Genomic DNA, 17,452 nt, shown 5'->3' with positions numbered 1-17,452 from the left:
TTCTGTCAGGATTCGTCACAAGGCATTTAATAACATGACAGATATATAACATATTTTCTGGCTATAGCCCTAGGGAACCCATTACTTATGTCATGTTTTATCACAAACCAATTGCCATAAGCAGGATGACTATGTATGATTAAATAACTAGTTTCAATTTATTCCTTATTATTCCTTTTACACACAGACGTTGCAGAAAGGATGGGGTGTACTCTTGATTGAATTTAGGGGTGTCCAGAAACATTTCGGTCATTTTCATGTCCTCAAGGATATCCATCTTCACATTGAAGAAGGAGAAGTCGTCGTCATTATCGGACCTTCCGGCTCCGGCAAAAGCACGTTACTCCGCTGTATTAACCGCTTGGAGACCATTACCGAAGGTGAACTTGTCGTCAGTGGGATTCCTCTACATCAGAAAAAGGTGGACATTAACCTCTTCCGCCGTGACATCGGCATGGTATTTCAACACTTCAATCTTTATCCTCACAAAAAAGTCATCGATAACATTACCCTTGCACCCATGAAGGTGCGTAAACAACCCAAAGAACAGGCAGCCGCAACAGCTATGAAGTATCTGACCCGAGTGGGCATTGCCGACAAAGCAGACAGTTACCCCTCCCAGTTGTCCGGTGGACAGCAACAACGGGTAGCCATCGCCAGAGGACTCGCCATGGAGCCCAAAATCATGCTTTTTGACGAACCAACCTCTGCTCTCGATCCCGAGATGATCGGGGAAGTCCTCGATGTCATGCGTTCCCTTGCCCATAATGGCATGACCATGGTCGTTGTTACCCATGAGATGGGATTCGCCCGTGAAGTTGCGGACCGGGTCATCTTCATGGACGAAGGCCGAATTGTAGAAGAGGCCCAAGCTGCTGAATTTTTTGACAACCCCAGAGAAGAACGAGCACAGCAATTCCTGAGCCGTCTGATTCATCATTGAGAATAATCCACTATTCCATTTTGAAAGGGGTCTTTTATTCATGAAGAAATTATTGAAATGGCCATCATTTATGCTTGTCCTCATTCTCTCCCTTGTATTGTCAGGTTGTAGCACAGGTACAGATACACCTTCAGCGAGCGGTGGTGGCGATGCTGAGGCGAAAGGCACGATTGAGCGGATTAAGGAACGCGGCAAGCTCATCGCCGGTGTGAAATACGATACGAAGCTGTTTGGCTTGAAAGATCCTGCAAGTGGCAACGTTGAAGGGTTCGATATTGATATCGCCAAAGCACTCGCCAAACAGATCCTTGGAGATGAGACCAAGGTCGAACTGAAAGAGGTCACTTCCAAGACACGTATTCCCATGCTGCAAAATGGAGACATCGACATCATCATCGCCACAATGACGATTACGGATGAGCGTAAGGAACAGGTGGATTTCAGTGATGTTTATTTTGAAGCAGGGCAGTCCCTGCTGGTGAAAAACGACAGTGCAATTACCGGCCTGGAAAGCCTCAGCGGGGTGAAAGTGCTCGCGGTGAAAGGTTCCACATCCGCTCAGAATATTCGCGAGAAAGCCCCCGATGCTGAGGTGCTTGAATTCGATAACTATCAGGATGCATTCACTGCTCTCAAAGCAGGTAAAGGCGAAGCGCTGACCACAGATAACATCATCCTCATCGGTATGCAACAGACGGATAACAGCTTCCAATTGGTTGGTGGCAATTTTACAAGCGAACCTTATGGTATGGCCATTCGCAAAGGTGACACTGCCTTCGTGGAGGAAGTCAACACGCTGCTCAAAAGCTTGAAAGACAGCGGGGAATATGACACTTTACATGAGAAATGGCTCGGCTCCAAGCCCGAGTAACCCGAATTAAGATAGGTAAGCGGCGAATTCGTCTGCTGGATGCGAAGCATGAGCAGACGTAATCGCCGTTTCTACATCTGGAGAACGGAGGCTTCGCCTATATGGGCACATTGGATTTCAGCGTACTAATGCGACACTCGGATCGTTTTCTGGAAGGGTTCCTGAATACCATTCAAGTGAGCATTATGGCTCTCATTGGCAGCTTTATCCTTGGCGCGATCCTGGCTATCTTTCGGATATCCCCTGTGAAACCCCTGAACTGGATCGGCACGGCTTTTGTGGAATTTATCCGAAACATCCCATTGTTGCTGGTTGTGTTTTTCTTCTATCTTGGACTGCCTGCACTAGGCATCTCGCTGGATGGATTTGTCTCCGGTACTCTGGGTTTGACCATCTACACCGCCGCTTTCATTGCCGAAGCGATCCGAGCGGGCATTCAGACCGTGCCCCGTGGACAACTGGAAGCAGCAAGGTCTTCCGGCTTGTCCTATGTACAGGCCATGAACCTGATTATCTTGCCCCAGGCCATCAAAATTGTGTTGCCTTCCATCGGCAACCAGTTCATCAATTTGGTCAAAAACTCATCCATTCTTGCCGTTGTCGCCGGTATGGATCTTATGTATTTTGCCGACCTGGTTAACTCGGATACGTTCCAACCGCTAAGTGTGTACACCATTGTTGCGCTGTTCTATCTGGTGCTGACGCTACCACTCAGCTTCCTGGTGCATTATATGGAGCGCAGGTTTGGACAGAGTGATGCAGAGGCGCGCAGCACCAAGGGCAAACCGAAAAAGAACAAACCGGCAGGTCAGGTTACCATGTAACAGATTGACTTGTACCTGCGCAGATTTTTAGGGAAATATATCGGCTTGTCCATGCCTCATCTATTGATCTTCAATATTCCATTCCTGCATACAGAAGGAGGCTAATAAAATATGGACTTTAGCGGGGCCTATGCGTGGCCCAACCTTCGTTTCCTGCTTCAAGGATTCCTGATTACCCTGCAGGTAGCAGGACTATCCATTATATTCAGCTTTGTGTTCGGCACTGTGCTGGGTACGATCCGGTTTACCCGTATCCCTGTTCTGTCACAGATCGTGGCGGTGATCGTGGATACGATCCGGAATCTGCCGCTGTTGCTCATCATTTTCTTCATCCACATGGTGCTTCCGCAGCTCGGGATTAAGATGTCCGTCTTCTGGTCCACAGTTGTTGGACTGAGTCTGTTCGAAGGCGCGATGATCGCCGAGATCGTCCGTAGCGGTCTGAAATCCGTTGAGCGCGGTCAGGTGGAAGCTGCCCGCTCCTCGGGCCTGAGCTACATGCAGACCCTCGGTGGAATCATCATGCCACAGGCGCTACGCCGCATGTCCCCGCCGATGGTCAGCCAATTCATCTCACTACTGAAGGATACTTCACTGGCGATCATCATCTCTCTGCCGGAACTGATGCACAACGTGCAGATCCTTGGCGGTCAAAGTTTCGATTACATTATCCCGGCCCTGCTGCTCGCAGCCGTATTGTATTTTGTCATCAACTACGCGCTGTCCATTGTCGCAAGACGACTTGAGGCACGGATGAATTGATAATCGGAGGGAATAAGGCATGAAGGAAAAATGAAGGAACAACTAGGAACATCAAGGAACCGAGACCCCATGATTGATCAGATATGAAGAAATGAACTTGAAGGAAAGAACCTAATAGATGAAAAGAATGAGAACGCCCCAAAAACTCTAAATTCACCTATGCTATGCAGTGGATTTGGAGTCTTTGGGGCTACAGTTATGCTCATCAATTCACGAGCTTCCCACCAATTTCTAACGAACTGTGGGAAGCTTATTTAGCTATTTTGGGGATAGTTTCTAATCTAACGAATCGTAGACGCTCTATTCTTCCGATTCACCCCGCTTTTACCCCCTATTACAGGGTTTTGAGTAAAATAACTTCACTGAGATTCGTTACATTTTTCATTTCAGCTTATATTCCCGAATTAGACGCCTCAGGTTCGTTAGAACGTACGCCACCGCGAATTAAATAAACACCCACTCCCACTATTAATGATTCACCCGATTCGCCCAATTCGTCCACAATCAGCTCATCCGCTAGATCGCTGCTCCGTTGCGACGTAATTCCGCCTGTAACAGCGCGATCGGCAGTTCCACCGGGTCCAGATTCATCTTCACTGTGAGTGCAGCCGCTGTTCCCGCGGCCTCCCCGGTAGCCATACAGCTTGGAGTCAACCTTGTCGTTGCATGCGCCTCATGTGTGGTGGAGATGCAGCGTCCTGCCGCCAGCAGATTGCGGATATTTCGAGAGATCAGACAGCGATACGGAATATCATATGCTCCATCTCCCTCTATAAAGGCAGCCACAACGCCTTGACCCGAAGGGTCATGAATATCAATCGGATAACCACTTCTGGCAATCACATCTTCAAATTTTTGTCCTGCAACCACATCCACCTGGGTCAAAGCGTAATGACCTATGATTCGCCTGGATTCACGGATACCAATCTGCGGTGCTACTGCCGAGATCGAAGCCCGTTTGAATCCAGGCACATCACGCTGCAAAAACTCAGCGATCATCAGCACCTGCTTCCGGCCTTCCTGTTCCGCAGAGGTCAGATCCTCGGCATCTGTCGCATCAAGTCCCTGCACCCGCGTACAATTAATCAGCACTTCATCCTCTGCCGGTCCGGTAAAAAATAACACCTGGTCGCGATTAATCGGCACACCTGCTTTTTTCCACTGGGTATAGAAGCCGCTCACCCCGGTTAATGGAATGCTGTCCAGTTCAGCAAAAGGAGTTTTCACATAGAAATCCTCCGGGTGCTCCAGCATGTATTGCTTCACTCGTCCAAGATCCACACCACGCATACGGAATTTCATGGTCATTGGCTGTGACTGATGGTCGCTGTCTCGTCCCTTTGCCACAGAAGCACCCGCAAGATAAGCCAGATCCGCATCACCGCTTGCATCCACAAATACATTCGCCTGGAACTCCTTTCTTCCAGACTTGTTGGTCACTCGCACCGCTTCCACCCGATCATCTACAACGACCACCTCGTCCACAAAGCTGTGCAATAACAGCCGGACACCAGCCTCCTGCAACATCTCTGCCGCAACCACCTGAAAGATGGCTGGATGGTACGGCGTGACGGTATGCACAAATCCAACCGTATCGCGCAGATGCCCCGGGGAGCCGCCACGTACCTGCAAACGATCCACAATCTCCTGCGCAATACCTTTAATGACCTGCTCACCGCGCTCCGTATGGAAAGTCATCCAAGGATAAACCATAGCGGCGGTTGACATCCCGCCCACGAATCCATATCGCTCCACCAGCACTGTTCGTATCCCCTGCCGTCCAGCCGCAATGGCTGCCGCTATACCCGCAGGACCCCCTCCCACAATAACGACATCTGCTTCTTCCTTTTTCATGCTCATCCGTTCACGCAAATGTTGTCCCTCCTTCGTTCTATTGCACGTATTACACGGCTTACTCTTTCAGTCCCGTCATGGCAACCCCCTCAATGAAGCGCCGCTGTGCCAGAAAAAAAACAATTAACAGTGGCAAGGTTGCCATGACGGTGGCACTCATCAGATATTGCCAGGCTGTACCCACTTCATCTGTAAACAGGGATAATCCAAGCGGCAGCGTCATTAGATCACGCGAGTTAATGAAGATCAACGGATCAAAAAACTCATTCCAGATCGTCACAAACGTGAAGATCGTCAGCGTAGCCATACCCGGCTTGGCAATGGGCAGCATAATTCGCGCATATATCCGGAATCGGTTGCAACCATCAATCATCGCCGCTTCTTCCAGTTCCGTTGGCACCGTAATGAAGAACTGCCGCATCACAAAGATGCCAAACACACCACCCGCGCCAAAGATCGGCAATAATATCAGCGGAAGATGGGTATCAATCCACCCCAGCTGCCGCATGAACAGAAACATCGGTATCGCCGTCACCTCATGGGGAATCATCATCGCACTCAGCAGGATGAGAAATACCACATTACGTCCTTTAAACGGAATTTTGGCGAATGCGTAACCGGCGAGGGAAGCAAAAAATACTGTTCCTAGCACAACCAACGCAGAAATGTAGATACTGTTCCAATAAAAACGGTGAAACGGAATCAATCGAAAGACATCGATATAGTTCTGAAATCGGAAAGTATCCGGTATCCACTGCGGTGGATAGGTGAATATGCTCTGGGGTTCCTTGAATGATGTCGATATCATCCAGATAAATGGCACAATCATAATCAGCGAAATCAGGGTCAGCAACAAATACGTCCCCAGAGTACTTCCTATCTTCCGCCCCGAAGGACTAGGCATCGCCTTCATTGAATACCCACCTCTTTCGGAGCTGCCATTGCAGCAGCGTCAGAATTAGCACGATAAAGAACAGTACATATGCGAGAGCAGAAGCGTAGCCAAACTGAAATAATTTGAATGCTTTTTCCCAGATATAATAAACCAATACCTTGGTGCTGTTGCTCGGCCCGCCCTGTGTCATCACATAGATCTGCCCGAATACTTTGAGTGAACCAATCACGGTCATGACTACGGTCAAAAACACGGTTGGCGTGATCATGGGCAGTGTGACGTGAAAGAAAGTTCCCCTCTTGCCCGCCCCGTCTAATGTTGCCGCTTCGTACAGCGAACGCGGTACCTGCTGAATGGCTGCTATGAATAGCACCATGTTCAGACCGACATTTTTCAGCACACTTGTCACGATAATCGCTGGCATTGCCAGATCCTGATTGTAAAGCCAAGCCGGACCCTTGATGCCCAGCATCAACAGAAGCTGATTAATCAATCCAGACTCTGTCGCATACATCAGCTTCCACACGATGGCCCATACGATCAACGAGGTCATGACCGGAACAAAGATCGCTGTTCGGAAAATTCCGATGCCCCGCAGATTTCTGGACAGCAACAACGCAAGCAGCAGGGCGAGCACAATATTAAGCGGCACCAGCCCCGCTGTGAAATAGACCGTATTGGCAAGCACTTTCCAGAACATGGCGTCTGTCATAATATTCCGGTAATTCTCCAATCCAATAAAATGATGATCCCCCAGCAGCGGCCAATCGGTCAGGCTCATATATAACGCGAGACCCATGGGAAATAACAGCAGCAGGGTAAACCCAAGCACCATCGGCGATACAAACAGCCACCCCGCGATCTGGGCCTCTCTGGCGAGCGGCCCCCCTCTTTTGCGCTTGCGTGAATGGGTCACAATTAGGCCCTCCCCTTTTAATCCAATTTCCTCCAAAGCTGAACTCTGCGACGATTCTATATAAGGTGAACTATACATTTACACAAGAACGTAGAGGACAGAAAAGACCTGAAGAAGCGAAGTGGTCGCCTTTATCCCCGGATTTCCCCTTTATATATGGGATTCAAAAAAATCTGGGGATAACAGCGATCGGAAGGTTGTTCTGGTATCGGAGTGGCAAGTGTAAATATTCTTTAGTTCAACTTATATAGTCCGGACGGTTCAGACTGTCCACCGCATTGCGGAACCCGTTCACAGCCCTTCGCAGCTGTTCCTCCGTGTTGCCTGTCACGACCGCCCCAAGCATAATTGCTTTGACCCCGGTATCGCGCAGCACCCGAACATCCTCCGGCACCAGCTTTCGCTGGGAAGGAACCAATACCGGTATCTGAGCTTGCAGGACCAGACGGCGATACTTAAGCACATCCGCGAAGCTGAGCGGTGTACCATATTCTTTTCCAGGTACAATGGATGCCTCCAGAGCGGTAAAGCCGAAGTGCGCTGCTGATGTTACGAGGGAAGCATCATATTCCTCATTGATCGCAAACGTTGGGTCAAGCCCCAAGTCACTCAGCATGAAAGATGGCAAGTGATGTGCATAGATGGAATAGAAGTCAAAACCCAGCCCGGAAAGCCTCTCCACATCCTCTCGCCTTGCTCCATCAATACTGCCAGAAGGTACGATTCCAAGTGGACCACCAAACTCACTGCGGATCGCCCGAAACACCTCGGCGTACATGTCCAATGGACCAAAATGATTCCCGCTGGCGCGATGACCGACATTATAATGCACCTTCAGTGCATCAGCACCCTCTTCCATAGCTGCCCGAGCCAAAGCAATATCATTCTCAGGCAGGCTGACCACCAGCGACAGCGGTTTCCGTTCAAGTAATTCTTTGAATTTGCTCATCGTTCTCACCTCCGGTTTCAATCAAATTATTTAGGGTTGCAACACGCTTTGGATCTCTTCCTGCATTTGTTTCAGGTTATCCTCAGCTGTCGCTGTCTTTGCAAACAGTCGGTCAAATCCCTGCAATACCGCATTGTCGATATCCTGCCAACGGATATGACCGGGAATTAAGCGCGCTTTTGGCATTTCATCAATGACCGCCTGCACGATATGCTCTTTGCTCGGATTATTTGGCTGAAGAATGAATGCATCTGAGTTCAGAACAGAGGTACGCGGAGGCACAAAGTAGGTGGCTGTCGCCTGAATCCCCTGCTCACTGGCAAAATACTTCAACAGTTTCTTCGTTTCCTCTGGATGTTTACTGTCGTTGAACATGGCATATCCGGCCTGCCCCAGCATCGGCACACTGCCTTGAGAACCGGAAGGCATAGGAGCGATGCTCCATTCAAAATCCGTAATTTCTCTTGCTTTGGAAACATAGCTGTAATTATCAAAGAACATGCCCACATTGCCCGCATCAAAGCTGACCTGTTCGCCTGCCTTCGGGTGTGATTCGTCGGTGAACATCATGCGTTCCAGTAATTCAAAGGTCTGTACGCCATAGGCATCGTTCCAGGTAAACGTTGTCATGCCTTCGTCGAATGGACCGCTTCCATTGGACCAGGAATAGGAGGAAAGCACCGCCCAGGTCTTCCAGTCGCGAAAAAAGTTGGCACCATAGACTCGGTTGGTCGCATCCTTACTGGTAATGGCTTTGGCGGACTCTTCGAACTGTTCCCATGTCCATTGTCCTTGGGTGGCAAGTGTGTTTGGATCAGTCAGGCCGGCTTGGTCGAACAGCGTTTTATTGTAAAACATGACCACCGGAGGTGTAGAAAAAGGTAGTCCCAGCAGTTGATCGCCATCACGGAACAAATCCAATGTACTTGGAATATAATCATCCAGCTTAAACTGTGCATCATCCTTGAACTCCGATACATCGGCCAGAATGTGGTTGGACTTGAATTGCGGCACCATTCGCTCCGATACCCAGGCGAGATCGGGAAGAGAGCCTCCGGCGGCAAGCACCGAAATTTTTTGCTGGTATTCTGCGAAAGGTACGGATTCCATCGTTACTTTGATGCCTGGATTTTCCTTTGTGAAGTCATCAATCAACTTGTTGTACACATCCATATGCGCCTGATTGCCCCACATCATGAACTTCAGCTCGACCTCTCCATTCTCTCCGCTTGAACTGCCAGGTTCACTGCTGGAATTGGAGCTTGTGCACGCGATTGAAGCCATCATCATGAGTATAAACACCAGTATCAGTCCTGCTTTTTTCATGGAAATCCCCCTTATGGACGTCATGGTATACATGTGCAACCAAAGTATAACGAAAGCATCGTTCCCTCATAAATCACGTCAACTACAGAAATGGTATGGTTTTTCAAGAGATACTGAATCGGTCTCGATATTCTCCTGCGGTCCATCCCACCTGCTGCTTGAACACCAGCATGAAGTGTTTGGGGCTCTGATGCCCGGACAACCGTGCCACATCATAGATTTTGAGACCCGTGTTAATCAGCAACCACTTGGCCCGCTCCATACGTGCCTCCGTGATGTATTCGGAATAATTGATGCCTATTTCGTTCTTGAACAACTGGCTCAAATAAGTAGGGTTCAAGTTAACAAGATCTGCTATCGTCTGAAGTCGCAGATCTCCATCGGGATGTTGCTTGATGTGCTCCTTTACATCTCGGATAATCTTCCGTGTATCTCCACCAGCGTGTTCTGTTTTCCCAGATGGCTCCGGGATAGAAAGGGTTGAAATACCGTATCTGCGATCCAGCAGCAATTGAATCTTTTGTATGCATAATGCCAGTTCATAACGATCAATTGGCTTCAACAGGTAGTTCAACACCCCAAACTCCATCGCTCTGCGTGCATATTCAAACTCACCGTAGCCGCTAATGATGAGCATTAGCAATTCAGGATACATGTCTCTTGCTTTGTTTACCAAAGTTAATCCGTCCATTTCACGCATGCGAATATCCGTGATTAGCACATCCGGCACCTCACATCTCAGAAAATCCAGCGCCTCGGTACCGCTCGACGCTTCGCCCGTTACCTGAAACTGAGAAGACACTTGTACGATCAGCTCCCTCAGTCCCTGACGGATGACCGTCTCATCCTCTACAAGCAATACTTTATACATGCGCTTCAATCCCCTTTCGATAGAAGTTGAATGGATATCGTGACCACCAGGCCCTGCCCGGGACTTCCATCAATACTTAGGCTGCCACCTTCTCCATACAAGAGGCCAAGCCTCTGGGCGATATTGTTAAGCCCCAGACTGTCTCCGGCATGGCAACGTAATGCCTCATTGGAAGGCTGTTTTGATATGGACTCATTTAACTCGTCAATCTTTGTCTGAGTCATACCCTTACCGTTGTCTCGTACACTAATCAGTAGCTCGTGGTCGAATTTCAAGGCAGATACCCAGATTACTCCTCCATTTTCCTGCCCTTCAATGCCATGGTAGACTGCATTCTCCACCAGCGGTTGCAGTACCAGCTTGGGAATCAAATACTCCGTTATCCCTTCTTCGATGTCATAGATAATCTCTAACTTGCCGTCGTAACGTACCTGCTGAATGCGTACATAGGATTGTACAAAAGCAAGTTCTTCCCCAAACGGAACCATCCGGTCCACCTTATCAATCGTATAGCGCAGCAGCTTGCCAAGCGCCGTCACCATGTCCGACACCTCAGCATGCTTCTGGCGAATGGCCATCATGTTAATGGACTCCAGCGTGTTGTATATAAAATGGGGATTCATCTGGCTTTGCAACGCTGACAACTCTGCCTCCCGCTCTTGAATGCCCAGCAGAAACACCTCATTGAACAGTCGATGAATCTCTTCCATCATGCGGTTAAAGCCCCGGCTTATCTGCCCGAATTCATCACTGCTGAAGTATGCTACACGCTGGCTAAAATCTCCCTGCTCCACCCGAATCATGTGGTGCTTCAGTCGAATCAGTGGCCGGGTGATGCGATAGGATAAAAGAACCGCCAGAATCGCTATACCCGCCATACACAACACTGCGAACCATATTGTGAAGGTGAGCATCTCACCCGACTCCTTTTGAATCACAGCAATAGGTGTAAGACTGATCACCGAAAGCCCAGAATAGCTGGAATGGTGTTGTACATAGAGATAGGGCTGCCCATCCAGAACAACTTTTTGGTTTCCCGCATAGCTTGGAAGCTGTCCATGCATTAGCAACTGGTCGTACGCAGACATTCCTCCGATTGAGGTCCGTTCGAACAGCAGACGCTGCTTGCTGTCTACAATCATCAGGCTTGCATCTTGCTCATAATTCAGATTGGATAACAGTTCGCCGAAGGCCTCCAGACGGATGTCAATCAAAATGTAACCCAATCGCTGGAGCGTTCCCGGATCTCGAAGCACTCTGCCCACCGATATATACGATTCTTGCTGACCGCCCGTGTAATAGCCGGGTTCATGCGGAGGAAGCAGGCGCCATGTCCCTTCGGAGTCGTTAAGTTCTGTAAACCATTCATCCTGTCTGCTGTCCCATACCGGCTTAACCGCCAGCGAATCGAGATTGGAGAACAGGATGCCGCTGTTGCTGATCAGATGAATTCCCCGAATCTCGGGCCGGTCATAAGCTTGACCCGATGTGTAAAGCTTCATTTTCAGATAATCCTCAGTCCTCGCCCATGTTCCCGACCCCATTGAAGCGTTGTATTTGTCCAGAATGCCAAGCACCATCTGATCGTAAAGCGGCAAGAGCGACAACCGCTCAAAGTCCTTCAGCAGCCGATTCAGATTGGCGTTAATCTGGCGAACCAGTTCAATGGTGAACTGCTCGGTCTTGCGATCCATCGTCTGCGAGAAATGCTTGTAGTTCATCATTCCCTGCAAACTTAGCGGCAGCAACGTCAGCGCCAGGAACAACAGGAGCAATTTGGTGCGCAGGTTTACATTTTTTCCGAAAAAAATGCGTACCTTGTCCATCATTTCCGTTCATCCCTCCCTCTCCCGATCATTGTATGAGCCCCCTTCACAGATCAATCTGGATATAACTGGGGTCATCATATCCAGTTTTAATGATCATCCGCTATCCTGCCAATCCTGGAATTGGTACGGAATCTCAAGTTATCCGCATAGGTTTCAGGGGGAACGCAAAAAAAGCCGACTGTATCGCTACAGTCGACTACGCTATTTATATAAGAACACTAATTAGACCAAAAAACCGACTGCATTATGCAATCGGTTGTCTGTTCCTGAGATGGCTTTTATATTTGAATCGATTATATTCATTAATAAGCTCGTCCAGTACCATGGACTGTCGGAGGACTTTGTTGTCCTGCATGCCATGATTCTCCGCCAAACGACTCAACTCTTGCCTGTTCCGTTCGATTTTATCTGTGATCTGTACCGGTTCACTCACAGCATGCACCCCCTCTTTGTATAACATTTTAGGATACATTGCCAAAAAATTCATATTATATTCCTTTGCAGAATAAAATGATCGTTTGCAAAGGTGGTTTTCATAAAACAAAAATTAATTTATATCTCCCTACTTTACCTGCCTCAAAAAAGCTAAGTCATGATTGATGCCATCTCCCGTTTGAATAAACGCCTCATATCAACAGAATGGCTAATATGGGTGGTCGGCTTAGTCTCCTGCAAAGGAGGTGATGCCTGTGGCGATTGAAACGGTATTGACATTAATGATCAGTTTTGCGGGGTTCATTGTAACCTTGATTGGACTGATTGTAACTATTGTCATTGCTTTAAATAATCAAAACAAAAAGAAATAGACCGCCCCAGCTAGGTTAATGGTCTATTTCAGCTACCTATGCACAGCCACCGCCCTTAGAAGCGGCTGTTGTAAAGAGTAGGGATGTTCGCGCATCCTTGCTCTTTTTTTATTATCTCCAGTTTAGCACAGTTTGTTGCAGAAGTTAACTCTTTACTGGTAATTATTGTCGCTCATTTTTGGAGTAGAAGGGAAGGGGTATAAAGATGGTTGTTGCATAAAGGTTCGCTTAATCTTTAAGCACATCCTGCCTGCCACACATTCAAATAAAATAAGTTCCTCTTTATTGAATCCTCATTTTAGTAAACAGACGGAAGTATTCACGAGTTATTTTCAAAGGACAACCTCCAATTGATTTCCTTCTTTATCTCTCATTAGAAGCGTAATTACCTAACTGTACTTGCTCAAAACGCTACTCCGCTCGGGTGAGCAGATGTTTCCTTTTGCTACAGAACGTTACGATCTGCAAGGGAAAAGCAAAATCGATCTAGTTTATGATCTGATTTAGCCTTCCCTATGTCTTCCTGCCGAACCTACGTCCTATGGATTCTTGGTATCCATCGGCTTCAATGCTTCAAACGAGTTCGGAGCGTGGATTTCACTTCATTAGTGATTTAAAACGAACCGTATTTTCTATCCGCAAGACATCCGGCAATCGCACAAAAGCTTTTCTTCCTACATCTCGAAAACGGATACCGATCTGGTGACCATCGGCTCCTCCGATTACCATCGCTATGAAAGCAAGCTCAATGTAGTGGAGAACGCCGCTTTGCTCCTATGTTGGAAAGATGGAGAAGGGTTTGATCCCAAGCAAATGAGAGCTTTTCTAAGTACGGATGTTTCCCTAAGTAATGAAGAAATTCTGAGCTTTTACAGCAAACGTTGGGCCATTGAAACGTATTTTCGGACGGCGAAGGTTAGGCTGGCTATGGATCAGAAAAAGCATGACATGATTGAGTATATTTACAACCAAACCCAAGGCGGAGCTACATTAGACCAAATTAAAACGCAGCTCAAAGTGGCATAGGGCTACTGTCAGGCTTTTTAACTTACAAATATTTGAAGTGATTATTGGCAAGTACAGTAAATAAGAAAAAAAAGTATTCGGGACCCGAATACTTTTTCTTATTTATTTCGAAATGAATTTGCTAAATACAACGTTAACATCCCTAAAATTATCAATAATATTCCTTCAATTTTATACGACCAAATCTCTGAGTTTATAAAACTACCAAAGATATCAGAGGTATCAGACTTTACATTTTGGTATTCTGCAAGAACCAACATAGCTTTGTCCATACCCCAATCAGTACTTTGAGCAATAAACTGAAATCCAATAACAAATAATATAAGTGAACAGATAAGGGCTACTAAGGAAATCATTTTACTTTTCAAATTTAAATTCTCCTTTGATAATATAGTATTGCTGTTGTATGCGCTACCATATTACCAAAATTGTGAAATTATGTCTAGTTACCAACCAGTAGTATCTTGCCAGTAAAAGTATAAACCCGTCGGTTCTTTATACTCATAAGTACCAATATAAGAATCAGAAAAGAAACCTTGTTTCCATATCTGAAACGAATAGTAGTTGTATGTTGGTGCGCAGTAAATAGTATATGTTTTATTTGCAGGAATTTGGATTGGTCCGTATGTTTTGTTAAAGTTACGAGTTGCCTGATAGGTCGTGCCTAGCTTTGCAGCAATCTCTGCGCCTCCCCATCCAGCTTTCGAAGAAACCTCAGCAGAGAACGTAGTAGCTACACCATCAATAACAGACAAGGACAAGGGCGCTGGACCTTTTCCAATCGCACGCTCAATAACATTTCCAGTAATTTGGGTCATGTCAATGTTTTTCAGATAGTAATCTCCTATCGCAGAAGGAAGCACCTGATCGTTTGATAGATTGGAACGGGTCTTATCAAAAGGAACATAATACCCTGCAATAATTGTTTCAGGATCAAGTCCTTGTGAACTAGCTTTTTCTTTAAAATTAGGATCAAAAATACCTATTGCACTTGTCTGAGAAATATCATTATTACTCACTATTTCAGGCGTATTCGTACTTATAACTGGTCCCTCAGATGAAGCAGATGCCACCGTTGAAAATACGGAAGAAATCATAATTGCTGTTAATAGAATTTTCCCAAATTTTTTCATAGATAGAACCTCCTCATAAGTTTTAAAATAGTCACGTTAATAACCTATCTAACTTAATAAAGAAACTAAGATCATAAGACTGTGATATCTTTGAAGCTAGAATTCTCCCTTCATCGACTTAAATCAAATTTTATCCATATCCTAACGATGCAATCACCTCTTTTCTTTGTAATTGAGAACGTGCTCAGATTAATCATACAATCATTTTCAAAAGAAACTTAAATAAACTTTTTATGAATAATAATCCATAATATAGCCCTATTGTTATTAAACATTGATGATCACCATACAAACACTATTTTTAGTATGACTATGATTTTAAGTTAGCTTCATAATACTTTACACCTCTTTACGTTCACTCCTAAAGTAACTCGATTATATTCATTAATTAGCTCGTCCAACGCCATAGACTGCTCAAGCACTTTCACATTCGGGATTCCATATTGATCTACCAAGCGACTCAACTCTTGCCGACCTTGCTCGATTTGGTCTTTCAAGATACTCCGTTCTCTCATAGCATGTACCCCTCTAGGACATTCTGGAAAATATTCAATATGAGTAAGCTATTAGTTTCGTTAGTGACTACAAGTGCTTTTAAGAACATAATGTATTTTGCATAATTTTGTAAAAACAAATCTTTAGAAAAGGCATTGCGCTCTGTCTAATCCCTTTTCAAAACACAAAACAGCCTACCTCAAAAGCAGATAGGCTGTTTGTTTTATTTAATATTTATCGTCTTAAATAATTGTGAATACGTCTCTTGCTGAGACAAACTAGCTTGCTGTCTATAAGTTCCGTATAGATCTACACACTTTACTAGCATGTGATCGTCTTGGATCTCTTATTTTTCAAGTGATTTTCAATATAGGAACGTATATTGGACATTTTCTTCACCGTCCCTTATTAGATATTTCATTATCAAAAAGTTGGTGTGCTTAACTTTTCTATTACATTTTTGTACTTTTTCATTTGTGATTCATCGGCTTCACTCCGATACTCCCCATACAGATCCAAACATTTAATGCACATCAGATCATCTTTACTTGAAGATGAGAGCTCTAAACATATAAGTAAGGCATCCATTCCAATTGAATAATTACGTTTTTTCATTTGATACCTTGCCAATTCATAATAAAAGTCTTGATTCACGCGGTTAAACATTTGATCGTTATATCCACTTTTATTTTGCATATCCGTATTAATTAATTTGATCTGATTTTCGAATCGAATCAAGGCATAGTCAATGTTAAAGGAATACTGATTAGCCGATTGCAAAATATTAACCAATCCAGCTAACATTTCTGACGGGTTGTTTTCGATATAATCCAAATAAGAATCGATTACACTTTCTTGACCAAGCATTAATTGGTACAACAGTCGATTACCCTCCCCCCATTTTTTGAATAAATCTATTATTTCTTGATCCTCTTCTGTAGGGTTCTCTATCTCAATTATCTCCATGTATTTTTGCAGATAATTTATGGCCTCATCGTATTCCTTGCGGGTATCATAAACGCTTGATATTAATAAGTTTGCATAGGCTGCATATGTAAAAAGAGGATAGGCTGTTAGCCTTCTTTTATTTTTTCGCCTACGAGATTGAATTTTTAATTGAAATTCTGCTTTCCGTTCCAGTTCCCGTGCCCATGCATCGACCTTGTACCACAAATGTATCGTATTATATACGTTTGCCAAGTCTTTAATTGCATCCAATTGCACTTCTTCATTTAATTTATCAATATACGGTTCGAACTTTACTGCTGCATTGAGATTATCATATTTACTCAGTGTTTTATGAAGTAGGAAAATACGGTACTGGCAAAGGGCCAACCGCTCTGAGTGTTGATATTTCTCACTGTCGGCTACACATTCATATAAAATTAGTACCGCTTCATTCATGCTTTTACTATAGAGACTCTCTGCCACATCAAATAACTTATCAATATAGGATTGATCATCTGTCACATGAGTAATGACTTGTTGAATAATATCTAGCTTGCCAATCTCAGCACAACGATATATAAACGGTTCTAAACGTCTCCAATGAGGTGCAGAATCAATAAAACATTCCACACCATACATATCATAAAAGTATCCCTGCTCTAAACCCATTGCTGATGTTATTAGGTCTAGTTGATTCATTGACATAAGTCTGGTTCCTTTGATGATCGCACTTAATGTACCAACATTAATGTCAGCCATTTTTGAAAACCGCTGTAGCTTATATCCCTTATTTTTCAAGTGACTTTCAATGTAGGAACATATATTGGACATTGTCTTCATCGTCCTTCCCCAGATGTTTTACTATCGAAAAGTCGGTACACTTAACTTATCTATTAGTTTTGTATACTGCTCTTCCTGGGTCTTACTAGCGAAATGTCTGTATTTTCCGTATAGATCAATGCATTTGATACACATCATGTCATCATTACTTGAGACAGAACGTT

The 17,452-nt window shown here is 45.3% G+C and carries 18 protein-coding genes; 6 read left to right on the top strand and 12 right to left on the bottom strand.

Features of this window, described 5'->3' with window-relative positions; translation table 11 throughout:
* Window positions 1–214 precede the first annotated feature (214 nt).
* The 4 genes from C170_RS27830 (at window position 215) to C170_RS27815 (ending at window position 3,400) form a co-directional block, all read left to right on the top strand.
* A complete protein-coding gene (locus tag C170_RS27830; protein ID WP_051447440.1) occupies window positions 215–943 on the top strand; it encodes an amino acid ABC transporter ATP-binding protein in 729 nt (242 codons plus the stop codon).
* Between the two features lie 40 nt (window positions 944–983).
* On the top strand, window positions 984–1,814 hold the full coding sequence (locus C170_RS27825; protein WP_036616644.1) for a transporter substrate-binding domain-containing protein: 831 nt from the start codon (window positions 984–986) through the stop codon (window positions 1,812–1,814).
* Between the two features lie 101 nt (window positions 1,815–1,915).
* Window positions 1,916–2,638, top strand: a complete 723-nt coding sequence (locus C170_RS27820; RefSeq protein WP_036616642.1) for an amino acid ABC transporter permease — start codon at window positions 1,916–1,918, stop codon at window positions 2,636–2,638.
* Window positions 2,639–2,749: 111 nt separating this feature from the next.
* Window positions 2,750–3,400, top strand: a complete 651-nt coding sequence (locus C170_RS27815) for an amino acid ABC transporter permease (protein ID WP_036616640.1) — start codon at window positions 2,750–2,752, stop codon at window positions 3,398–3,400.
* Between the two features lie 516 nt (window positions 3,401–3,916).
* Here the strand turns inward: C170_RS27815 and C170_RS27810 are convergent.
* The 8 genes from C170_RS27810 to C170_RS27775 form a co-directional block, all read right to left on the bottom strand.
* Window positions 3,917–5,254, bottom strand: coding sequence for an FAD-dependent oxidoreductase (locus tag C170_RS27810; RefSeq protein WP_155985147.1), 1,338 nt, complete (start codon window positions 5,252–5,254; stop codon window positions 3,917–3,919).
* Between the two features lie 58 nt (window positions 5,255–5,312).
* Window positions 5,313–6,167 carry a carbohydrate ABC transporter permease gene (locus C170_RS27805; RefSeq protein ID WP_036616638.1) on the bottom strand — a complete coding sequence of 285 codons (855 nt, stop codon included), beginning with the start codon at window positions 6,165–6,167 and terminating at the stop codon, window positions 5,313–5,315.
* Window positions 6,151–7,065 (bottom strand): carbohydrate ABC transporter permease, encoded by a 915-nt coding sequence (locus C170_RS27800; RefSeq protein WP_036616636.1) that lies wholly within the window; start codon window positions 7,063–7,065, stop codon window positions 6,151–6,153. Before C170_RS27800 ends, C170_RS27805 begins: the two co-directional genes overlap by 17 nt.
* Window positions 7,066–7,303: 238 nt before the next feature.
* Window positions 7,304–8,014 carry a hypothetical protein gene (locus tag C170_RS27795; protein WP_036616634.1) on the bottom strand — a complete coding sequence of 237 codons (711 nt, stop codon included), beginning with the start codon at window positions 8,012–8,014 and terminating at the stop codon, window positions 7,304–7,306.
* Between the two features lie 30 nt (window positions 8,015–8,044).
* A complete protein-coding gene (locus C170_RS27790; protein ID WP_036616632.1) occupies window positions 8,045–9,340 on the bottom strand; it encodes an ABC transporter substrate-binding protein in 1,296 nt (431 codons plus the stop codon).
* Between the two features lie 103 nt (window positions 9,341–9,443).
* Window positions 9,444–10,211, bottom strand: a complete 768-nt coding sequence (locus C170_RS27785) for a response regulator transcription factor (protein WP_036616630.1) — start codon at window positions 10,209–10,211, stop codon at window positions 9,444–9,446.
* Window positions 10,212–10,216: 5 nt separating this feature from the next.
* Window positions 10,217–12,040: a sensor histidine kinase gene (locus tag C170_RS27780; protein ID WP_036616627.1), complete on the bottom strand. Its 1,824-nt coding sequence runs from the start codon at window positions 12,038–12,040 to the stop codon at window positions 10,217–10,219.
* 244 nt (window positions 12,041–12,284) lie between these two features.
* Window positions 12,285–12,473, bottom strand: a complete 189-nt coding sequence (locus C170_RS27775) for an aspartyl-phosphate phosphatase Spo0E family protein (protein WP_036616818.1) — start codon at window positions 12,471–12,473, stop codon at window positions 12,285–12,287.
* A 256-nt stretch (window positions 12,474–12,729) separates the two neighbouring features.
* Between C170_RS27775 and C170_RS31450 the strand changes: the two genes are divergently transcribed.
* The gene (locus tag C170_RS31450; RefSeq protein WP_222592206.1) at window positions 12,730–12,846 is read left to right on the top strand and encodes a putative holin-like toxin; all 117 of its coding nucleotides are present in this window, start codon (window positions 12,730–12,732) and stop codon (window positions 12,844–12,846) included.
* Window positions 12,847–13,548: 702 nt separating this feature from the next.
* The gene (locus C170_RS30965; RefSeq protein ID WP_155985145.1) at window positions 13,549–13,872 is read left to right on the top strand and encodes a hypothetical protein; all 324 of its coding nucleotides are present in this window, start codon (window positions 13,549–13,551) and stop codon (window positions 13,870–13,872) included.
* A gap of 98 nt (window positions 13,873–13,970) precedes the next feature.
* Here the strand turns inward: C170_RS30965 and C170_RS27765 are convergent, their stop codons facing one another.
* From C170_RS27765 to C170_RS27750, 4 genes are all read right to left on the bottom strand, one after another.
* Window positions 13,971–14,240, bottom strand: coding sequence for a hypothetical protein (locus C170_RS27765; RefSeq protein WP_036616624.1), 270 nt, complete (start codon window positions 14,238–14,240; stop codon window positions 13,971–13,973).
* A 78-nt stretch (window positions 14,241–14,318) separates the two neighbouring features.
* Window positions 14,319–15,005 (bottom strand): hypothetical protein, encoded by a 687-nt coding sequence (locus C170_RS27760; protein ID WP_036616621.1) that lies wholly within the window; start codon window positions 15,003–15,005, stop codon window positions 14,319–14,321.
* A 329-nt stretch (window positions 15,006–15,334) separates the two neighbouring features.
* Window positions 15,335–15,520, bottom strand: a complete 186-nt coding sequence (locus C170_RS27755) for an aspartyl-phosphate phosphatase Spo0E family protein (protein ID WP_036616618.1) — start codon at window positions 15,518–15,520, stop codon at window positions 15,335–15,337.
* 403 nt (window positions 15,521–15,923) lie between these two features.
* On the bottom strand, window positions 15,924–17,288 hold the full coding sequence (locus C170_RS27750; RefSeq protein WP_036616614.1) for a transcriptional regulator: 1,365 nt from the start codon (window positions 17,286–17,288) through the stop codon (window positions 15,924–15,926).
* Window positions 17,289–17,452: the final 164 nt, after the last annotated feature.

It is taken from the genome of Paenibacillus sp. FSL H7-689, from assembly GCF_000517905.1.
GTDB lineage: Bacteria > Bacillota > Bacilli > Paenibacillales > Paenibacillaceae > Paenibacillus > Paenibacillus amylolyticus.
The sequence above is the reverse complement of the archived record's forward strand: the minus strand, read 5'-3'. Positions and strand labels throughout refer to the sequence as shown.

What these genes read in the sequence shown, in the direction of transcription:
- C170_RS27825 (WP_036616644.1), top strand. Translation starts at nt 984, where the DNA reads ATGAAGAAATTATTGAAATGGCCATCATTTATGCTTGTCCTCATTCTC.
- C170_RS27820 (WP_036616642.1), top strand. Translation starts at nt 1,916, where the DNA reads ATGGGCACATTGGATTTCAGCGTACTAATGCGACACTCGGATCGTTTT.
- C170_RS27815 (WP_036616640.1), top strand. Translation starts at nt 2,750, where the DNA reads ATGGACTTTAGCGGGGCCTATGCGTGGCCCAACCTTCGTTTCCTGCTT.
- C170_RS27810 (WP_155985147.1), bottom strand. Translation starts at nt 5,254, where the DNA reads ATGAAAAAGGAAGAAGCAGATGTCGTTATTGTGGGAGGGGGTCCTGCG.
- C170_RS27805 (WP_036616638.1), bottom strand. Translation starts at nt 6,167, where the DNA reads ATGAAGGCGATGCCTAGTCCTTCGGGGCGGAAGATAGGAAGTACTCTG.
- C170_RS27795 (WP_036616634.1), bottom strand. Translation starts at nt 8,014, where the DNA reads ATGAGCAAATTCAAAGAATTACTTGAACGGAAACCGCTGTCGCTGGTG.
- C170_RS27790 (WP_036616632.1), bottom strand. Translation starts at nt 9,340, where the DNA reads ATGAAAAAAGCAGGACTGATACTGGTGTTTATACTCATGATGATGGCT.
- C170_RS27785 (WP_036616630.1), bottom strand. Translation starts at nt 10,211, where the DNA reads ATGTATAAAGTATTGCTTGTAGAGGATGAGACGGTCATCCGTCAGGGA.
- C170_RS27780 (WP_036616627.1), bottom strand. Translation starts at nt 12,040, where the DNA reads ATGATGGACAAGGTACGCATTTTTTTCGGAAAAAATGTAAACCTGCGC.
- C170_RS27760 (WP_036616621.1), bottom strand. Translation starts at nt 15,005, where the DNA reads ATGAAAAAATTTGGGAAAATTCTATTAACAGCAATTATGATTTCTTCC.
- C170_RS27755 (WP_036616618.1), bottom strand. Translation starts at nt 15,520, where the DNA reads ATGAGAGAACGGAGTATCTTGAAAGACCAAATCGAGCAAGGTCGGCAA.
- C170_RS27750 (WP_036616614.1), bottom strand. Translation starts at nt 17,288, where the DNA reads ATGAAGACAATGTCCAATATATGTTCCTACATTGAAAGTCACTTGAAA.